This window comes from Streptomyces sp. NPDC001796 (assembly GCF_042892355.1).
Taxonomy (GTDB): Bacteria; Actinomycetota; Actinomycetes; order Streptomycetales; family Streptomycetaceae; genus Streptomyces.
This window is the reverse complement of sequence record NZ_JBIAUC010000001.1, coordinates 428,811-447,374: the sequence shown is the minus strand read 5'-3', so window position 1 is coordinate 447,374 and position 18,564 is coordinate 428,811. Positions and strand designations below refer to the sequence as shown.

General features: G+C 72.1%; 16 protein-coding genes. 9 read left to right on the top strand and 7 right to left on the bottom strand.

Annotated features, from left to right (window positions below):
- The first annotated feature begins 3 nt into the window (after window positions 1-3).
- Entirely contained in the window at window positions 4-879 is an 876-nt protein-coding gene (gene efeU / locus ACFYZE_RS01990; RefSeq protein WP_388987067.1) for an iron uptake transporter permease EfeU, read from the top strand.
- Window positions 880-925: 46 nt separating this feature from the next.
- The gene (locus ACFYZE_RS01985; RefSeq protein WP_388987064.1) at window positions 926-1,837 is read left to right on the top strand and encodes a hypothetical protein; all 912 of its coding nucleotides are present in this window, start codon (window positions 926-928) and stop codon (window positions 1,835-1,837) included.
- Between the two features lie 43 nt (window positions 1,838-1,880).
- On the opposite strand, the gene ACFYZE_RS01980 is transcribed toward ACFYZE_RS01985, so the two are convergent.
- Both ACFYZE_RS01980 and ACFYZE_RS01975 read right to left on the bottom strand, forming a co-directional pair.
- Window positions 1,881-2,612 carry a bifunctional DNA primase/polymerase gene (locus ACFYZE_RS01980; protein WP_388987061.1) on the bottom strand — a complete coding sequence of 244 codons (732 nt, stop codon included), beginning with the start codon at window positions 2,610-2,612 and terminating at the stop codon, window positions 1,881-1,883.
- A 140-nt stretch (window positions 2,613-2,752) separates the two neighbouring features.
- On the bottom strand, window positions 2,753-3,763 hold the full coding sequence (locus ACFYZE_RS01975; protein ID WP_388987058.1) for a small ribosomal subunit Rsm22 family protein: 1,011 nt from the start codon (window positions 3,761-3,763) through the stop codon (window positions 2,753-2,755).
- Between the two features lie 285 nt (window positions 3,764-4,048).
- On the opposite strand from ACFYZE_RS01975, the gene ACFYZE_RS01970 reads away from it, so the two are divergent.
- Window positions 4,049-4,588, top strand: a complete 540-nt coding sequence (locus ACFYZE_RS01970) for a L,D-transpeptidase (RefSeq protein WP_388987055.1) — start codon at window positions 4,049-4,051, stop codon at window positions 4,586-4,588.
- Between the two features lie 85 nt (window positions 4,589-4,673).
- Here the strand turns inward: ACFYZE_RS01970 and ACFYZE_RS01965 are convergent, their stop codons facing one another.
- From ACFYZE_RS01965 to ACFYZE_RS01950, 4 genes are all read right to left on the bottom strand, one after another.
- Complete coding sequence (locus tag ACFYZE_RS01965; RefSeq protein WP_388987052.1) at window positions 4,674-5,888, bottom strand: serine hydrolase domain-containing protein; 1,215 nt, start codon at window positions 5,886-5,888, stop codon at window positions 4,674-4,676.
- Entirely contained in the window at window positions 5,801-7,168 is a 1,368-nt protein-coding gene (locus tag ACFYZE_RS01960; RefSeq protein WP_388987049.1) for a multidrug effflux MFS transporter, read from the bottom strand. Before ACFYZE_RS01960 ends, ACFYZE_RS01965 begins: the two co-directional genes overlap by 88 nt.
- A gap of 414 nt (window positions 7,169-7,582) precedes the next feature.
- Entirely contained in the window at window positions 7,583-8,770 is a 1,188-nt protein-coding gene (locus tag ACFYZE_RS01955) for a D-alanyl-D-alanine carboxypeptidase family protein (RefSeq protein WP_388987046.1), read from the bottom strand.
- A gap of 274 nt (window positions 8,771-9,044) precedes the next feature.
- On the bottom strand, window positions 9,045-10,040 hold the full coding sequence (locus tag ACFYZE_RS01950; protein WP_388987043.1) for an aldo/keto reductase: 996 nt from the start codon (window positions 10,038-10,040) through the stop codon (window positions 9,045-9,047).
- Between the two features lie 252 nt (window positions 10,041-10,292).
- Between ACFYZE_RS01950 and ACFYZE_RS01945 the strand changes: the two genes are divergently transcribed.
- The 5 genes from ACFYZE_RS01945 (at window position 10,293) to ACFYZE_RS01925 (ending at window position 15,403) form a co-directional block, all read left to right on the top strand.
- A complete protein-coding gene (locus ACFYZE_RS01945; RefSeq protein ID WP_388987041.1) occupies window positions 10,293-10,658 on the top strand; it encodes a MazG-like family protein in 366 nt (121 codons plus the stop codon).
- A gap of 63 nt (window positions 10,659-10,721) precedes the next feature.
- Entirely contained in the window at window positions 10,722-11,549 is an 828-nt protein-coding gene (locus ACFYZE_RS01940; RefSeq protein WP_388987924.1) for a PaaX family transcriptional regulator C-terminal domain-containing protein, read from the top strand.
- Between the two features lie 164 nt (window positions 11,550-11,713).
- On the top strand, window positions 11,714-13,117 hold the full coding sequence (locus ACFYZE_RS01935; protein WP_388987039.1) for an alpha/beta hydrolase: 1,404 nt from the start codon (window positions 11,714-11,716) through the stop codon (window positions 13,115-13,117).
- A gap of 107 nt (window positions 13,118-13,224) precedes the next feature.
- Window positions 13,225-14,838: an MFS transporter gene (locus tag ACFYZE_RS01930; protein ID WP_388987037.1), complete on the top strand. Its 1,614-nt coding sequence runs from the start codon at window positions 13,225-13,227 to the stop codon at window positions 14,836-14,838.
- A gap of 109 nt (window positions 14,839-14,947) precedes the next feature.
- Complete coding sequence (locus ACFYZE_RS01925) at window positions 14,948-15,403, top strand: archease (protein WP_388987035.1); 456 nt, start codon at window positions 14,948-14,950, stop codon at window positions 15,401-15,403.
- Window positions 15,404-15,525: 122 nt separating this feature from the next.
- Here ACFYZE_RS01925 and ACFYZE_RS01920 read toward each other — a convergent pair whose 3' ends face one another.
- Window positions 15,526-16,938 carry an RtcB family protein gene (locus ACFYZE_RS01920; RefSeq protein WP_388987033.1) on the bottom strand — a complete coding sequence of 471 codons (1,413 nt, stop codon included), beginning with the start codon at window positions 16,936-16,938 and terminating at the stop codon, window positions 15,526-15,528.
- An 895-nt stretch (window positions 16,939-17,833) separates the two neighbouring features.
- Between ACFYZE_RS01920 and ACFYZE_RS01915 the strand changes: the two genes are divergently transcribed.
- The gene (locus ACFYZE_RS01915) at window positions 17,834-18,322 is read left to right on the top strand and encodes a hypothetical protein (RefSeq protein WP_388987030.1); all 489 of its coding nucleotides are present in this window, start codon (window positions 17,834-17,836) and stop codon (window positions 18,320-18,322) included.
- Window positions 18,323-18,564 lie beyond the last annotated feature (242 nt).

The window sequence follows — 18,564 nt, the reverse complement described above, 5'->3', positions numbered from 1 at the left end:
CCCGTGTTCTCCAACTACCTGATCGGCCTGCGCGAGGGGCTGGAGGCCAGCCTCGTCGTCTGCATCCTGATCGCCTACCTGGTCAAGACCGGCCGCCGCGACGCCCTGAGGCCGATCTGGACCGGCATCGGCATCGCGGTCGCCATCGCGCTCGGCTTCGGCTGCGTCCTCGAATTCGGCTCGCAGGAGCTGACGTTCCAGGCGCAGGAGGCGCTCGGCGGGTCACTGTCGATCCTCGCCGTCGGCCTGGTGACGTGGATGGTCTTCTGGATGCGGCGCACCGCCCGGCACCTGCGGTCGGAACTGCACGGCAAGCTGGACGCCGCCCTGGCGATGGGCACGGGCGCGCTGGTGGCCACCGCGTTCCTCGCCGTGGGCCGCGAGGGGCTGGAGACCGCCCTGTTCGTGTGGGCGTCGGTGCACGCGGCGAGCGACGGCACCCCGCGCCCGCTCGTCGGCGTCGCCCTGGGCCTCGCCACGGCCGTCTTCCTGGGCTGGCTGTTCTACCGGGGCGCGCTGAAGATCAACCTGGCGAAGTTCTTCACCTGGACCGGCGGCATGCTGGTCGTCGTCGCCGCGGGCGTGCTCGCCTACGGCTTTCACGACCTGCAGGAGGCCGGCTGGATCCCGGGCCTGAGGAGCCTCGCCTTCGACATCAGCGGCACGATCCCGCCGGACAGCTGGTACGGCACGCTGCTGAAGGGCGTGTTCAACTTCCAGCCCGACCCGACGGTCCTTCAGGTCACGGTGTGGCTGCTGTACTTGATCCCGACGCTCGCGCTTTTCCTGTCCCCGGTAGGGTTCGCCTCCGGGAAGGGGAAGGTGAAGGTCACTGATGAGCAGGGAGCGCGGGGATCGCAGCCCTCGAACGCTGCGTAGTCCAGGTCGGTTCGCCCTGGCAACGGCGGCGGTGACGGTTCTGTCCGTGACGGCGAGCGGCTGCGTCGTGGTGCACGGCGAGCGGGAGGTCGTACCGACGGCGACACACGCCGAGGCGGCCCGCGCGCTGAAGGACTTCCTCGCCGCCTACAACAAGGCGGACAAGGCGTACGACCGGTCTCTGGACGCGGGCCGGGTCACCGGTGCGCTCGGCGCCATCGACGGCGGCAAGCTGGAGGCCGGCCACAAGACCAACCCGGGCGGCAACCCCGGCCATGTGCCGCTGCAGCTGACCGACGCCAAGTTCACGATCCCGAGGAAGGCCGGCTGGCCGCGCTGGTTCGTCGCCGACACCCGCGCCAACAAGGGCAGCGCGGACGCCCGTTGGCTGCTCGTCTTCACCCGCTCCGATGCGAGCAAGGTGTGGGCGGTGTCGTATCTGACGATCCTCGCGCCCGGCGACGTACCGGTGTTCAAGACGGACAAGGACGGCTGGGCCGAACCCGTCGGCGCGGACGACCCGGCGCTCGCCGTCCAGCCCCGGAAGCTCAGCACCGCGTACGCGACCTATCTGCGAAGCGGCGGGGACATGTTCGCGCCCGGCCCGCACACCTCGCAGTGGCGCGCCACCCGGCTGAAGAACGCGAGCAAGCCCGGGCTGGCCCGGCAGTACATCGACGAGTCGCTGACGAACGGCGACTACGCCCCGGTGGGGCTGCGCACCACGGACGGCGGGGCGCTGGTGTTCTTCGCCACACACCACTACGAGAGGCAGATCGCCGCACAGGGCGTGAACATCAACATCAGCGACCCGAACATCAAGGCCCTGCTGACCGGGGAGGTCAGGCAGTCCCTGACCCTGGAGTACGTGTCGAACCAGGCCGTGCTGGACCCGAGGAAGGGCCCGGTGAAGTTCGTGAGCCGGGTGGAGGGGCTCACGGGGGCCGCAGGGGAGTAGGCCGAGGGGGATCAGGGGGAGTGACGGAGGTCGCCGCCGGGGCTCAGCCCCGGTGCGGCCAGCCCGCCAACTCGCTCTCCTCGCCCGCGTACCGCGCGCACGCGTCGGTGAGCACCTCGAGCAGGCTCAGCGGATCCGGGAGCGCGTGCTCCGGACCCTGCACCCACTCCACCGACAGCTCCCCCGGCAACTGCGCCGGAGGCACCAGCACATACGACCCCCGGCAGTGCCACCGCAGGCCCGGGTGCTCGTCCATCGTCTCGGGGTGGCAGTCCAGTTCGCACGGCCACCACTCGTCCTCGTCCTCGGGCGTACCGCGGGTCAGCGTGAAGAACAGCATGCGGCCGTCCCCGGTGATGGCGACCGGACCCACCTCGACACCGGACGCGAGCAGCCGGTCCAGGGCCTCCTCGCCGGCCTCACGCGGGACGTCGAGCACGTCGTGCACCATCCCGGTGGCGGTGATGAAGTTGGCCTGCGGCTGGTGCCGGGCCCATCGCTCGATCTGCGCGCGGTCCGTGGTGGACTGCGTCTGCCAGGCGAAGGAGACCGGGTGCCGGGCGGGGGTGGGACAGCCGACGCGGTCGCAGGAACAGCGGTAGCCGACGGGGTGGGCGGCGGGCGCGAGCGGCAGCCCCGCGGCGGCGGCAGCCAGCAGCATCGCCTCACGGCCGCCGTCGCCGGCGTCCTCCTTGAGACGGGCGGGACGACGTCCGCGCAGCCACTGGGAGATCCTGCCCTGCACGCTCGTGCGGCGGCCGAAGTCTGCGCTCATCTATCCCCTCGCCTCGCTGCTGTGTCTTGACAGCATGCCCTATGGTCCCACCATCCTGCGCGCGGGGTGACCGGAGTTGCCTACCGGGATGGGCAGGGCGATGCCAACTGCAGTGCGCAATCAGAGAACATCGCGGCATTTCATCCCGTCTGTCCGTGCCTATCGTCACGGGACGCGGGCCAGGCGTCACCCCAGTCCGCGTCGCGGGCGGCCCGGTAGAGCGGCCCGTGGCGCTTGGTGACCGTGTCGCGGTGCAGGGACTCGTCTGGGCCGCACAGGTCGAGGAGCACCTGGCCCTTGCGGATCTGGGGGCGCCGGACCACTCGGGAGGCGGCGGGGCGCACCGGGAAACGGGCCGCGGCGACATAGCTGAACTTCTCGTCCTCGTACGCCAGCGAGCCGCCCTTGACCTGGCGGTGCAGTGAGGAACGGCTGACCCGCGCCGAGAAGTGGCACCAGTCCTCGCCGGGGACGATGGGGCAGGCGGCGCTGTGCGGGCAGGGGGCGGCGATGTGGAAGCCGGCGCGGATCAGGCGGTCGCGCGCCTCGATCACGCGGGTGTAGCCGTCGGGGGTGCCGGGTTCGACGATCACGACGGCCTGGGCGGCGGCGGCCGCGGCGTCGACGACGGCGGCGCGGTCGGCTTCGGTCAGCTCGCCCAGGACGTAGGAGACCGTGACGAGATCAGTGCTCTCTATGCTGAGCGCCGATCCGATACGAGAGCGGCACCACTCAGCGGTCTTGAGCGCCGGATGGGCGGCGGCGATCTCCCGGCCGAGCGCCAGCGCGGGCTCGGCCCAGTCGAGCACGGTGACCTGACGCTCCCCACCCCACGTCGCGCTCACGGCCCAGGTCGCGGCGCCGGTCCCGCCGCCGACGTCCACGTGGCTCGCGGGCACCCAGCCGGGGGCGGCGTCCGCGAAGGCGCCGAGCGCCGCAGACACCGCCTCGAAGGTCGCCGGCATGCGGTAGGCGGCGTAGGCGACGACGTCGGAGCGGTCCCGCAGCACGGGTGCGTCGGTCGGGGTCCGCCCCCGGTAGTTCGCGATCAGCCGGTCCACGGCCTGCGCGGCCTGCCGGGACGGAAGCCCGTCGAGCAGCCGGGAGAGGGCGGCACGGAGGGCGTCGGCTGGGGAGTCGGGGGCGTTCACGTGCCGATTCTAGGGCGGTGAGCGGTGCTCACATCGGGGAGCAGCGATCTGCCCTCGTCCGCCTGCGGGCCTGGTCAAACGTTTCGAACCGCCGTCCGGCCGACCTGGCAACGGCCCGCGACCCGCTGCGACGGACGATCGCCGCCGCGGAAGATCGCAGCGGGTGCCGCGAGCGCGCACGTGACGGGAGTCCGAGCGCCCGAACCGTCGGGGGCGATGCCGGCTCGTTGGGAGGGACGGGCCGGAATATCGTGGCTTGTACACCGAGAGCGATGGTGATCAGAAATGGCCCACCAACGCGAAGTCCCCAGCTCACGCCTTCGTGACGCCGCCCAGCTCGCACTGGCCGGTGTTCTGGCGGCCGTCCTGTCGCTGGGCGCAGGTCCTGCCCGGGCCTCCGCGGGCCATGTTTCGACGCTCGACGCGGCGACCCATCGGATGACCGTCACGGACGACGGCCGGACGGTGATGACCTTCACCGTGGGCTTCGGAAAGCCCGGCTTCCGTACGCCGTCCGGAACCTTCCACGTGCTGGGCAAGGACGCGGTCGTCAGGATGACCTCGTGCAGCGCGAACATCACGTGTGATCCGCGCAATCCCAACTACTACGCCCTCACGGTCCACTGGGCGGTGCGCCTGACCAGCGGCGGTGTGTTCGTCCATGCGGCACCCTGGAACCATGCCATCGGCCGGGCGGACATCTCCCACGGCTGCATCCACCTGAGCACGGCGGACGCCCACCGCTTCTACGACTTCAGCCGGATCGGCGACACGGTGATCGTCAAGAACACCGGCGGCCACGGCGGCAGCCAGAGCGGCCCGTAGATCGACACAGAGCTGCCGCAGGAGACGGAGCCGAGCGAGACCAGCATTCACCTACGTGAGCGGCCCTCTCTCCCGAGAGCGCCGCTCACGCCCGTACCGCCCGAGCCAGCCGGTCCCCCGCCCGTGCCCGTGGCCCGTTGTCCGGCCCCTGGCGGCGCGGATGCACGGTGTTCGCGAGCAGCACCAGGAACGTGTCCGTCGCCGGGTCCAGTACCAGTGACGTGCCCGTGAAGCCGGTGTGGCCCGCCGCACCCCGGCCCGCCAGCTCTCCCATGAACCACGGCTGGTCCACCGCGAAGCCCAGCCCCGGCGGGGTCAGCATCAGCTCGACGAAGTCGGGACCCAGGATGCGCGCCGTCCCGTAGGAGCCGCCGGCCAGCAGGGTGCGGCAGAAGACCGCCAGGTCCCGGCCCGTCGAGAAAAGGCCCGCGTGCCCGGCCACCCCGCCGAGCGCCCACGCGTTCTCGTCGTGGACGCGGCCCCGCACCATCCCCCGGTCCGCCTTGGCCCACGGCCGCCGCTGGTCCTCCGTCGCCGCCGCGTGAGGGCACGGGCCGAAGCCCGTCGCGGTCATGCCCAGCGGCCGGGTGATCCCGTCGCGCACGAGCACGTCGAGGCCCCGGCCGGTGACGCGCTCCAGGACGTACTGCAGAAGGAGCGGGTTCAGGTCCGAGTAGCAGTACGACGTGCCGGGCTCGCCCACCGGCGCCTCCGCCCGCAGCAGCGCGAGCCGCTCCCCGTGCGACGCGCAGTCGTACAGCGGGAGTTCGGGCCGCAGCCCGGAGGTGTGGGTGAGCAGCTGCCGTACGGTGATCCCCGCGTGCGCCACCGCCCGGAAGTCCGGCAGATACGCCCCCACGCGCGCGTCGATGCCGAGCGTGCCCCGCTCCAGCTGCTGCACCGCGGCGACCGCCGTGAACAGCTTGGTCAGCGAGGCCAGGTCGAAGGGAGTGTCCACGGCCATCGGCACCCGCTCCCGCGGCGGCAGTTCCACACCCCGGTCGGCCTGCCCGTCGTAGGCGGCGTAGCGGACCGCCCAGCCCACCGCCTCCTCCACGGCGATCACCGGTCCACGCCCGGCGACCACCACGGCGCCGGCCGCCCAGGGGCGCTCCCCCTCGACGGCGGCGCGGATCTCGCGTACGAGAAGACGCAGTTGCTCCGCGTCGAGCCCGGCTCTGTCCGGGGTGTCGACGCGCAGTCTCGGTGCGCTCAGCTCTCCTCCCCAAGGCTCGCGGCTGCGCTCGGGCCGGGGGTACCCCCGCCCTCCGCGCCCGCGCGTGCGGTCCAGGGACGGCACAGTGCCACGAAGCAGGCGACCGCCACCAGTGCGGCCGCCAGTTGGACGACGGCCATCGGGACGGCGGTGCCCTCGCCGGCGACTCCGACGAGAGGGGAGGCGACCGCGCCGATGAGGAACGAGGTGGTGCCGAGCAGCGCGGACGCCGAACCGGCGTGGTGGCGGGTGCGCATCAGGGCGAGCGCCTGGGTGTTGGGCAGGGTGATGCCCATCGCGGACATCAGCACGAACAGGGCGGCGGCGACCGGCGGGAGGCCGACCTCGCCGAGGGCGCCCGTAGCCATCAGCAGCAGCGCGGTCGCGGCGAGGGTGACGACCGTCAGGCCGACCGCCAGGACCCTGTCGAGGCTGACCCGGCCGACCAGGACCTTGCCGTTGACCTGCCCGGCGACGACCAGGCCGACCGAGTTGAGGCCGAACAGCAGGCTGAAGGTCTGCGGGGAGGCGCCGTAGATCTCCTGGATCACGAACGGGGAGGCGGAGACGTACGCGAACAGCGCCGCGAAGGCGAAACCGCCCGCGACGGTGTAGCCGGTGAAGACGCGGTCGGCCAGGAGGGTCCGCATGGAGCGCAGGGCGGCGCCCACTCCCCCGCCGTTACGTCCGGCCGGTTCGAGCGTCTCGGGCAGCCGCACCCACACGAGCGCGGTGAGCGCGATCCCGACGAGCGTGAGGACCACGAACACCCCCCGCCAGTCCGTGACGCGCAGGATCTGGCCGCCGATCAGCGGCGCGACGATCGGAGCCACCCCGGAGATCAGCATGAGCGTGGAGAAGAACCGGGCCATGGCGTTGCCGTCGTACAGGTCGCGGACGACGGCCCGGGCGATCACGATCCCGGCCGCGCCCGCGAGCCCCTGCACCAGCCGGAAGGCGACCAGGGCCTCCACCGAGGGGGCGAGGGCGCACAGCGCGGTGGCGAGGACGTAGACGACGAGCCCCGTGAGCAGCGGGCGGCGGCGCCCCCACTTGTCGCTCATCGGGCCGACCAGCAGCTGGCCGAGCGCCATGCCGGCGAGGCAGCCGGTGAGGGTGAGCTGCACGGTCGCGGCAGGCGCGTGCAGGGACCTGGTGACCTCCGGCAGGGACGGGAGGTACATGTCCATGGCTAGCGGGGGCGTGGCGGTGAGGGCGCCGAGGAGGAAGGTGACCAGCAGGCCGGTACGGCGCCGGGCTGCGCTCCGGATGTGCGGTGGGGCGCCCGGGGGTGCCGTCTCCGGCTCGGGTATGTGGCTTTCCGGCTGCTTCCTGTCGCGCGTGGTACGGCCACGCTCGAGCATGCGTTCCTCCTCGTCCTGCGATCCGCCCCTCATGTTCTCAGCTCCCGCCGGTTGGACGGCATGGTGTACCGAGGGGCGGACACGCCCAGGCTGCGGGCCCCTGACAGACAGGGAGACGAGGATTGCCGACGGCGATGCCGTACGTGGGCTGCGGCTGACGGGTCAGGCACCCGGGACGGTGTTTTGTCGACAACTCAACTTCCACAAACGGAATGTAGAACTCCGCACCATCCGGGCCCATGACGGGCTTACGCTGAGCGCATCTACACCAGAGCTTCACACTTGGAGCACCGGCATTCCGTAGGCCACACCGAGGGGGGTGGCAGCCGTTCCGGGTCCGGCAGGGGGTGGACCTCGCGGGGGACCGCGGGGTACGCGCCGGACCACGGAACGGCTGCCCATGCTCCGCCCCGGTCAACGCCGCCGGCGGCCGTCCTCCGTGGCTCTGCGCCGTCCGCGCCCACGCCCGCGCAGCGCGTAGACCCCGCCGGCCAGCAGCGCCGCCACTCCCCCGGCCCCGCCGATCAGCCCCCACGACGAGCCACCGTGCCCCGCGGCGGCCGCCCCGTGAGCCGACACCTGCCGTCCGGGCGCGGGGGTCCCCCGCGCGCCGCCCTCGCTGAGCGGCTCCGCCAGGGCGCCCACGGGCTCGACCTTCCCGGCGTGCGCGAAGCCCCAGTCGAGCAGGGACGCGGTCTCCTCGTAGACGCCGTTGCCACCGGGCTCGGGGTGCATGACGGTCACGATGAGGGTGCGCCCGCCGCGCGTGGCGGCGCCGGTGAAGGTGTTGCCCGCGTTGCTGGTGTACCCGTTCTTGACGCCGATGAGGCCCTTGTAGGTCTCAAGACCCCAGGCACCGGTGAGCAGGCGGTCGGTGTTCTGGATCTGGAAGGTCCTCTTCCCCCCTGCCGGGAAGTTCGCGACGCGGGTCGAGCAGTAGCCGCGGAAGTCGCCGCTCCTGAGGCCGTGGCGGGCGAACAGCGTCAGGTCGTACGCGGAGGACAGCTGCCCGGGGTGGTCGAAGCCGTCGGGGCTCACCACATGGGTGTCGAGGGCCTGCATGTCCTCGGCCTCGGCCTGCATCTCGGCGACGGTCTTCGCGATCCCGCCGTTCATATGACTGAGGACGTGGACCGCGTCGTTGCCGGAGCGCAGGAAGACGCCGAGCCACAACTGCTCGACGGTGTACGTGATTCCGGGCTTGATGCCGACGAGGCTGGACCCGGCGGGGATGTCCGCGAGATCGGCGTCGGTCACCGTGTGGGTCTGGTTCCGCTCGAACTTCCTCAGCACGGTGTCCGCGAACAGCATCTTCAGCGTGGAGGCGGGGGCGAGCCGCCGGTGCGCGTCGCACGCGGCGAGCACCTGACCGCTGTCGTGGTCGGCGACGACCCAGGCGCGGGCGGTGAGCCTCTTGGGCAGCGGGGCGCCCCCCTGCACCTGGACGCCGGCCAGGCCCAGCCGTTCGCCACCGATGACCGGGGCCCCGGAAGCGGATGCGGGCGCGGCCAGGGTCAGCGGTGCGGCAGCGGCGGCGAGCCCGAGCACGGCGCGCCGGGACAGCCGCGCGTCACGCGGGGAAAGCGAAGAGGAAAAACGCACCCCGGGACCGTACAAAGCGAATCCCCGGCGACACGCACCGGGGTGTTAAAGGCGCGGCAAAGCCCGGGTCATGTCCGGAAACATCCGTGGCGCAGAACACATCACTCACCAGGAGTTTCCCGGGAGCACACCGTCAACGGCCGAGGAATGCGCTGTCTTGCGAAAACCTGCTCCCGGACGTCTTTCTCAGCCCTCACGCATTTCTTACTCAGGAGGGCTCCACCGCTTTCCCCGGCCGGTGCCGCGCCCACGACGGGCGAGCGTCAGGGCGCGCTCATCGCCCCAGGATCCGGTCCACCTCGGCCAGTTGCCCGGCGGTGAGCGGCCCCTTCGCGAGCGCGCCGGCGTTGTCCTCGGCCTGGGCGACCGAGCGGAAGCCCGGGATGGGGACGGTGAGCGGGCTGCGGGCCCAGATCCAGGCGAGGGCGCCCTGGGCGAGCGTACGGCCGCCGCTGGTGAGGATGTCCCGGAGCGCTTCGACGCGCCGCAGCCATTCGGCGTCGGCGCCCCCGCCCTGGGTGAAGCCCGGCAGCCACGCGGGCGGCGCGTTGCGGATGTCGCCGGCCTCCAGGGCGCGTCCGGGGGTGTGCTTGCCGGTGAGCAGCCCCATCGCGAGGGGGCTGCGGTTGATGCTCGCGAGGTTCGACTCCTCGCACAGGGCGAGGAGTTCGGGCGCGTCCTGGAGGACGTTCAGGCGGTGCTGGACGGCCGTGCAGTGCTCCCCCTCGGCGAACACGGCGGCGCGGGCCGGGTCGTCGGTGCTCCACGCGTACGCGCGGATGAGCCCCTCCCGTACGAACTCCTCACAGGTGTCGCGGAGTTCGGCCGCGCGCTCCGGGTCCGCGTCGGACAGGTGCAGCTGGTAGAGGTCGATGTAATCGGTGTCGAGGCGGCGCAGGGAGGCGGTCAGCGCGCGGCGGGCGTACGCCGGTGAGTCGTCGCTGCCGGTGAGCAGCCGGCGTTCCTCGTCGACGAGGTTGCCCCACTTGGTGGCGACGACCACGTCGGCGCGCCGTTTGCCGAGGGCGCGCGCGAGGACGCGCTCGCTGTGGCCGGTGCCGTAGGCGTCGGCCGTGTCGAAGAAGGTGACACCGAGGTCGAGGGCGCGCCGTACCGCCCGGACGGACTCCTCGTCGTCGACCTTCCCCCATCCCAGGGGCTGCCCGTCGAGGGACGCCCACTCGCCTCCGATGGCCCAGCAGCCGAAGCCGAGGGCGCTGACCCGGATACCGCTTCTTCCCAGTGTCCTGACGTGCTCGATGCTCTCCATGCCGGTGACCGTAGGAGTTGGAGTGCGCGCGAGGGCAAGCCCTTTCGCGGATGGGTCGCGGCTCGCGCGGCAACGGTGCCCCTCCGCCACCCGAACGGCGTCGTGAACAGGTCGGCCGGTGTGACGGGTGGGACGGTGGAAACGCGGAGGGGACTGTTCGCTCCGAGGAGCGGCGCTTGGAGGAGCGGCGCTTCGCGGGCAGCCCTTCGATCGGAGGCCGCTCCTCGGCCTCCGGCATGGCAGTCTGCAAGCATGAGCGACCAGGTGACCTCCGCGGACCTCTTGAAGTCGGACTCGAAATCGGACCTCTGGGAGTCGATCGACCGGCTGCACGCGTGGCTGAACGCCAACCGTGCGCATGACGGAGCCGACGAGCTGCTGCTGCGCGTGCTGAAGCTGTCGGAGGAGGTCGGCGAGGTCGCGCAGGCGGTGATCGGCGCGACGGGCCAGAACCCGCGCAAGGGCACGTCGCACAGCTGGGAGGACGTGCAGGCCGAGCTGTGCGACGTGGTGATCACCGCGCTGGTGGCGCTGCGCACCCTGACGCCCGAGGCGCGCGAGGTGTTCACCGCACATCTTGCGGGGGTCAGGGCACGCTCGCTCGGCTCCTCGTCCTGAGTCGCTCTCCACGAACACCCAAAGGACTGAAAGTGTGTCAGCGATGACGCGGCCTCGTACTGTATCCGCGTGACCACCCCGGCCCTGCGCCCCCAGTCCCTCCTGCTCAGCTTCCTCGGTGACGAGGTGCTGGGCCGGGGGGTGTGCGTGTACACGGGGAGCGTCATCGAGGTGTTCCGGCGCGCCGGGGTCGGCGAGCAGGCCACCCGGTCCACCCTCACCCGCATGGTCGCCCGCGGCCTGCTGTCCCGCCGCCGCGAGGGCCGCCGCACGTACGTCGGCCTCACCGAGCGCTCGGAGGCGATCCTGCGCGACGGGGAGCGGCGCATCTGGAAGACGGGCGCGGTCAACCGGGACTGGGACGGCACCTGGACCCTCCTCGGCTTCTCGCTCCCGGAGTCCTGGCAGCGCCAGCGGCACGATCTGCGGTCGCAGCTGACCTGGGCGGGGTTCGGGGCGCTGTTCAGCGGACTGTGGATCGCGCCGGGCGAGGTCGACGTCTCCGGGATCGTGGCCGAGCTGGGACTCGCGGCCCATGTGAAGGTCTTCCGGGCCCGGGCGGACACCGGCACGGACATCGCCGGAATGATCGACGAGACCTGGGACCTGGAGGAACTGGCCGCCCGCTACCGGGAGTTCGAGGCGGCCTGGCGGCCGTTCGCGACGGGCGGCGCGGACATCACCGCGGAGGACGCCCTCGCGCTGCGGCTGCGGCTGACCTCCGAGTGGCTGCAGGTGATCCGCAGCGACCCCCGGCTGCCCGTACGGCATCTGCCGGCCGACTGGCCCGCGGTCGGCGCGGAGGAGACGTTCCGGGCGGTTCACGGCTTGCTGGACGCACCGGCCAGGGACGCGGCACGGCGGCTGATCGAGACGGTTCCGGCGGAGTAGCGGACCTTGGGGCCGGTGACCCCGGCCGCCGTGTCGCGAAGTGATGTTGTGCACTCCATTGACGCCCGCAAGAAATCAGCCCTACATTCCCTGACGTTCAGTGCACTGAGCAATCGAGCAATCGCACGGTCCCCGCTCCCGAGCCGCCAGACAGGAGCCGACGCATGCGCGCCGCCCGCACTCGTCCCCGCACCCGACTCCGCATCGCCCTCGCCGCCCTGGCCGCGGTGGCGTCCGCGGCCCTGACCACGCTCCCCGCACCGGCCGCCCGGGCGGACTCGGGGGCCACCCATCTCACCGGCACCCTCGCCGACGGCGCCACCTGGATCGCGGACGTCCCCGCCCGCTGGAACGGCACCCTGCTCCTGTTCAGCCACGGCTTCGGCCCCACCGTCGCCCAGGACGCCCCCTCCGACGCCGTACGCACCGAGCTGCTCGCCGAGGGCTATGCGACGGCCGGGTCGTCGTACGACCCGCACGGCTCGATGTGGGCCCTGAACAGCGCCGAACGCGACCAGTTCGCCACCCTCGACGCGGTCACCGCCAAGATCGGCACACCGCGGCGCACGCTGTCCGTCGGCCAGTCCATGGGCGGGCTCGTCAACGCGCAGATCGCCCGTGACGGCGCCGGCCGGGTCGACGGCGCACTCGGCCTGTGCGGCCTGGTCGCGGGCGGCACCGACCTGGACAACTACCAGCTCGACGCCGAGTACACGATCGCCCGGCTGCTCCTGTCCGGGCAGGACGTCCGCCTGGTCCGCTTCGGGTCCGCCGCCGACGCGGCCGCCACCGCGAAGAAGCTCACCGACGCCGTCACCGCCGCGCAGGCCACCCCGCAGGGCCGCGCCCGGATCGCGCTGGCCGCCGCCTTCCTGAACCTGCCCGCGTGGGCACCCGGCGAGACGGCCCCCGCGCCGACCGACTGGGCGGGGCAGGAGAAGCAGCAGTACGCGTGGTTCGCGCAAGGCATCCTGTCCTTCGTCGAGGGCGGCCGGTACGCCATCGAGCAGTCCGCCGGCGGCAACAACTCCTGGAACAAGGGCGTCGACTACGCCCACCTGCTCGCCGGTTCCGTGCACGCCCCGCAGGTCCGAGCCCTGTACCAGGCGGCCGGCCTGGACCTGCGCGCCGACCTGAGGTCCCTGACGGCGGGCGCCGCGGTCACCGCCGACCCGGCCGCCGTACGCACCGCCCAGCGCACGTCCTCCGCCGGCCAGGGCCTCGGCGTACCGCTGCTGGACGTGCACACCGTGGCCGACAACCTGGTCCCGGTCGAGCAGGAGCGGCAGTTCGGCGACCGGGTGCGCGCCTCAGGCGACGGAGCGCTGCTGCGGCAGGCCTACGTCCAGCGGCAGGGCCACTGCACGTTCACCACCGCCGAGACGGTGGCCGCCCTGCACGCACTGGAACACCGCGTCACCACCGGCCACTGGGACGACGCGGCGACGCCGGGGGCGCTCCAGCGGTCGGCGACCGGGCTGGGCCTGGACGGGGCGGCGTACGTCACGTACCGGCCGGCACGGCTGACGGTCGGCCGGGACCGACCGGCGCACCCCAGCAACCGGTGATGTACGGCACCCGCCACTGACGTACGGCACCGCCCGACCCTCGCCCCAACCGCACCCCGCGCCCCGCACTCCGGCACCACACCCACCACTGACGTTGGGACCCGCTCATGTCCGACACATCCGCTCCTCCGACCGCTTCATCCGCTTCCCCGCGTGCGTCGCTCCCCGTCGGCACGCTCGTCGCCGGGTGTCTCGCCGTCTGCCTGGCCCAGATCGGCCTCGCCATGCCGGCCACGCTCAACGGCCTGTTCCAGGAGCACCTGCACCCCGTCGGCTCCCAGCTCACCTGGATCTCCGACGCGTTCCTCCTCCCCGTAGCCGTCCTCGAACTCTCCTTCGGCGTCCTCGGCGACCTCTTCGGCCGCAAACGGCTGCTGGTCGGCGGCGCGGCGCTGCTGTGCGCAGGTGAGGTCGTCGCCGCGAGCGCCTCCGGCATCCACCAACTGTGGGTGGGCCAGGCGCTGGCCGGTCTGGGCGCCGCAGCGCTCTTCCCGACCTCGCTCGCCATGATCGCGGCCGGCACGCACACCGGCCCCCAGCGGGCCCGAGCCATCGCCGTCTGGGCGTCCAGCCTGTCCGCGGGCGGCTTCCTCGCCCCGCTGCTCGGCGGCATCACCGGCACGTACGGCTCATGGCGCTCGGCGTTCGTGGTGGTCGCGGTCCTGGCCGCGATCAGCGCGCTGGCGAGCCTGTGGCTGGCCACCGACTCTCGCGCCCCGGAGGGCCGTTCGCTCGACGTCGGCGGCCAGATCACCATCGGCGTCGGCCTGTTCGCGCTGCTGTACGCGGTCATCCAGGGACCGACGGACGGCTGGGGATCGACCCCGGTGGTCGTGGCGTTCGTGATCGCGGCGGTGTTCATCGGCCTGTTCGTCCGCGCCGAGAGCCGCGCCCGCTCCCCGCTCCTGCGCCTGGACCTGTTCCGCAACCGCTCCTTCGCGATCGCGTCGGTCGTGGCGGTCGTGGGCATGTTCAGCTTCCTGGGCACGGCGTACGCGGCGAGCATCCGGCTCGGCCCGATCCAGCACCAGAGCCCGATGCGTACGGCCTTCGCGTTCCTGCTGCTCAACGCCATCACGCCGGTCCTCACCCCGCTGACCTCCCGGTTGCTGCACCGGCTGCCGGCCCGGGCGCTGCTCACCGCCGGTCTGGCGCTGATCGCGGCGGGCGACTTCCTGGCGGCGGGACTGGACGTCGGCGACGAGAACCTGACCTCTCTGATCCTGCCGCTGGGGCTGGTCGGCATAGGCTTCGCCTTCACGGTGTCGTCGATCACCGCGACCGCCGTCAACACGGTCCCGGTGCCGCTCGCGGGAATGGCGAGCGCGGCCACCAACCTGCTGCGCGACTTCGGCTTCACGCTGGGCCCCGCGGTGATCGGCGCCGTGGCGCTGAGCCAGGCCGCGGCCCGGGTGACCTCCTCGCTGGCGGGCGCCTCCCCGCTGAGCGCGGAGTCGAAGGCGGCCGCACACGAGGTACTGAAGGAGGGCGGCCCGCTCGCCCTCAACTCGGTACCGCCCACCTCCCCGCCCGGCGCGGCCCGCTCCTACGCCCTGGACGCACTCGGTCACGGCTACTCGATCGGCTTCGTGGTGTGCGGCTCGGCGGCCCTGTTCTCGGCACTGCTGGTGGTGACGGCACTGCGGGGGCGTACGGCGGAGGAGAGCGCGGTGGAGGCGGAGGGGGACGGGGAGGAGCGGACGGTACTCGCCACGGGGTGAGGCGCGTGACGCACCTCGTCGCGGCCCTGGGGACGCTCGGCACCCCGGGGCCGCACGCTTTGAACGTCGCGGGCCGTGTGGAAGCGGTTGAGCGGGGCACACGATGGGCATGGTCGGCGACACGGACGACGACAGGTCGATGCGTCGGCAGGGATCGAGCGGCCACCGGACGGTGCCGCACACCGCCGATGTGCGGATCGAGGCATGGGGAGTGAGCCGGGAGAGCTGCCTGGCGGAGGCGGCGACCGGCCTCGTGGACTGCTTCGCGGATCTGTCCACGGCGCGTCCCACCGCCGTGGAGCGCGTACGACTGGCCGAGAACGACGACGACGATCTGCTGGCCGCCCTCCTGGAGGAGGTCGTCTACCGGCTGGAGGTCCACGGCCAGGTGCCCGTGGACGTGGAGGCCGAGGCAGACGACGAGGGGCTCGAGGTGCGGCTGACGGTCACCGGGCTGTCGGACGTGGAGATCACCGGTGCCGTACCGAAGGGCGTGTCGTGGCACGGCCTGCACATGGGCCCGGACCCGTACGGCTGGTCGTGCACGGCGATCGTGGACGTGTGAGACAGACGTGCGGCAGGGGCCGGGCCGACTGAGACAAACGTGCGGCAGGAGCCGGGGCCGACCGAGACAAACGTGCGGCAGGAGCCGGGGCCGACCGAGACAAACGTGCGGCAGGAGCCGGGTCAGCCTTTGACGACCCCGAGCGGCACCAGACGGGCCACGATCCGGCACAGCCCGGCACTCTCACTCGCCGCCACGACCTCCCCGACGTCCTTGTACGCCTCCGGGGCCTCCTCGGCCAGGCCGCGCCAGGAGAGCGGCCGCGCGGCGATGCCGTCCCGCTCCAGCCTTGTGCGCAGCTCTCTCCCTGTGATCGAGCGGGCGGCCTGGTGGCGGCTCATCCGGCGCCCCGCACCGTGGCAGGTGGAGAAGAAGGCACCTCCCCCGGCCACCCCGGCCAGGACGTAAGAGGCAGTGCCCATGGTCCCGGGAATGAGCACGGGCTGTCCCTGAGGGCGGAGGTCCTCGGGAAGATCGGGATCGCCGGGCGGAAACGCCCGAGTGGCCCCCTTGCGGTGCACGCACAACCGACGCCGCCGCCCGCCCACCTCATGGGTCTCGAGCTTGGCGAGGTTGTGCGACACGTCGTACACAAGGGACAGCCGGACGTTCGCGGCGCGACGGAAGACCCGACGAGCGGCTTCGGTGAGGAGCTGACGGTTGGCGCGTCCGTAGTTGGCGGCGGCGGCCATCGCCCCCAGATATGCCCGCCCCTCCGGCGACTCCACCGGAGTGCAGGCAAGCTGCCGGTCGGGCACGGAGATGCCGTAGCGCGCCATGGCCCGGTCCATCGCCCGCACGTGATCGGTACAGATCTGGTGCCCGAGCCCGCGCGACCCACAGTGGATCATCACGGTGACCTGCCCGAGGGCGATCCCGAAGGCGCCCGCAGCCGCCTGGTCGTACACCTCGGCGACCTGCTGGACCTCAAGGAAGTGATTGGCCGACCCGAGACTCCCCACCTGCCCGAGCCCCCGCTCCCGGGCCCGCCCGCCGACCTGCCCGACATCGGCGTCGAGGACCGCTCCCCGATCCTCACACCGGACAAGATCCCGTTCCTCCCCGTGCCCCTGCTCCACGGCGTAACGGGCCCCGCCCTCCAGCACCCGCTCCAGCTCCCCGCCACCGCTGAGCCGCCACACACCACCGGGCCCGGCACCGCGCGGAACGGCCCGGTCGAGCCCGTCCATGACCGCGTCGAGGGCGCCCCTGAGCCCCTCCCGATCACAATCAGCCGCCAGCAACCGCACCCCACAGGAGATGTCGAACCCCACCCCACCCGGCGACACCACACCCCCGTCGCCGACATCGGTCGCCGCGACACCGCCGATGGGAAAGCCGTAACCCCAGTGGATGTCGGGCATGGCATACGAGGCGCCGACGATCCCGGGCAACGTCGCCACGTTGACGACCTGCTCCAGCGCCTGCTCGGCATCACGCAGCAGTCCCCGGGAGGCGAAGACGACACCCGGGACGCGCATGTCACCGTGTCGTTCGATGCGGAAGCGGTGGGGGGCTTCTTCGAGGAGGTCCATGGTGGTCTCCTACGAGGTGCGGTGCGGACGCCCGCTTCTCACACTCCGGGTACCCAGACCACGACCGCCTTTACGTCCTGCCGGCTCCGGCTCACTGCGTGAGGGGTCAGCGGTCGACGGCGAACCGTACGAAGGCAGCCCACCCGGAACGCGGGCGTTGCAGTGCCGCCTCCCAAAGTCCTTGCCGTTCCCCGACGTTCGCCGCGTGGCCGCCGTGCGACCGCCCCCCCATGTCCTTCCCCGGCACCGGACACACTCAAGTCCCCGGGGAGCGAGGCGTCCAGCAGCTGGGCCCGCTGACCATCGACCGGCGCACTCGGGGTGTCACCCTCGACGGTCAGCCGCTCACCCTCACCCCGAAGGAATGTGATCGTCGCGTGGAAATCGTCCGTCATGCGCTACCTGGTGGTCCGTCAGTACATGCAGGGCCCGCACCAGCGCGGTCGGGTGACGCGGCATGCGCACCTTGGTCAGGACCGGAAGGTCTTCAGGCTCGCGAAGCCGTGCTCGACCGTGGCCCGCAGGGTCGAAGGATGTGGGGCGTGCACCGGGCACATCCTCGCCCGACCAGGTGACGGCCCGTGCTGGGCGAGTGTCGGCGTTGGCGTGATCGGGAACTTGGGCCAGTCTCGTCCCGGAAGAAAGGCCCCGAAACATGGTCGTGCACGTTGTTGAATTCCCACGCGGCGCCAGCGCCGGACTGCGGTTCCTGCCACTCGCCGTGCTGACCGCTGCCACTGCGCGCTCCAGCAGTTCGGCCCGGCCCTGACCGGGGTCCGAGTCCCATCGACAAGCACAAGGAACTCGCCATGGACACCCACCTCCAGGTCGGCGGGAACGGCCCGGCGTCCCCGGCGCCCGGCAGGGCCGCAGCAAGCGCGGTCGGGCAGTAGCGATGGCTCCCGGACCCGGTGACCGCCCGCGCCGCCACACGGTGGTCCGGGTGCTGCTCCAAGTGGTGACTGCGGCCGCACTGGCCGTGGACGCCTACGTGCACGCCAACCTCGCCGCCCCCTACGATCTGGTCGGGCGTCAGATCAGTCAGGGGACGCTGTTCCGCCTCGAAGCCGCCGTGGCGTCGCTGGCCGCGCTGTTGGTCCTGCTGCTCGGTCGCCGGCGGCCGGTGTGGGTGTTCGCGTTCCTGGTGTCCGTCTCCGCGCTGGGCGCCGTGCTGCTCTATGGATTCGTGAACGTGGGCGCTCTCGGTCCGCTGCCGAACATGTACGAGCCGTTCTGGGGGCCCAAGAGGACCGGCAGCGCGATCGCCGAGGCCGTCGGCGCTGTGACCTCGCTCGTGGGCTTTCTGATCACCGGCCCGCCGCGTTCTGCTTCCACTCGGGCCGGCGCTCCCCGGGGAGGCAAGGCCGACGGCGAGGGCGGCTGATCACATGCCACGCCTCTCCTCGCGCACCGAAGCCCGGCAGCTTCTGGGGCTGTGACTGCTACTGCCCCTGGCGGTGACCGCCGTCCTCAAACATCCACGCCGAGGCCCTGAAACACGAAATGTGCAAAAATAGCACATATGAGTCTGAAGACAGGCGAGAGGAGTGAATCATGATCGCCAGGCTGCTCGCCAAGTTGTCGTTCAGTCGCAACTACGGTGCGTATGGGGCCCACGACTGGGGT

Bases quoted from the DNA above. Each gene is read 5' to 3' on its own strand.
- ACFYZE_RS01980 (WP_388987061.1), bottom strand. From the start codon at position 2,612: ATGAGCGCAGACTTCGGCCGCCGCACGAGCGTGCAGGGCAGGATCTCC.
- ACFYZE_RS01970 (WP_388987055.1), top strand. From the start codon at position 4,049: ATGGCCCACCAACGCGAAGTCCCCAGCTCACGCCTTCGTGACGCCGCC.
- ACFYZE_RS01960 (WP_388987049.1), bottom strand. From the start codon at position 7,168: ATGCTCGAGCGTGGCCGTACCACGCGCGACAGGAAGCAGCCGGAAAGC.
- ACFYZE_RS01950 (WP_388987043.1), bottom strand. From the start codon at position 10,040: ATGGAGAGCATCGAGCACGTCAGGACACTGGGAAGAAGCGGTATCCGG.
- ACFYZE_RS01945 (WP_388987041.1), top strand. From the start codon at position 10,293: ATGAGCGACCAGGTGACCTCCGCGGACCTCTTGAAGTCGGACTCGAAA.
- ACFYZE_RS01935 (WP_388987039.1), top strand. From the start codon at position 11,714: ATGCGCGCCGCCCGCACTCGTCCCCGCACCCGACTCCGCATCGCCCTC.
- ACFYZE_RS01930 (WP_388987037.1), top strand. From the start codon at position 13,225: ATGTCCGACACATCCGCTCCTCCGACCGCTTCATCCGCTTCCCCGCGT.
- ACFYZE_RS01925 (WP_388987035.1), top strand. From the start codon at position 14,948: ATGGTCGGCGACACGGACGACGACAGGTCGATGCGTCGGCAGGGATCG.
- ACFYZE_RS01920 (WP_388987033.1), bottom strand. From the start codon at position 16,938: ATGGACCTCCTCGAAGAAGCCCCCCACCGCTTCCGCATCGAACGACAC.
- ACFYZE_RS01915 (WP_388987030.1), top strand. From the start codon at position 17,834: ATGGCTCCCGGACCCGGTGACCGCCCGCGCCGCCACACGGTGGTCCGG.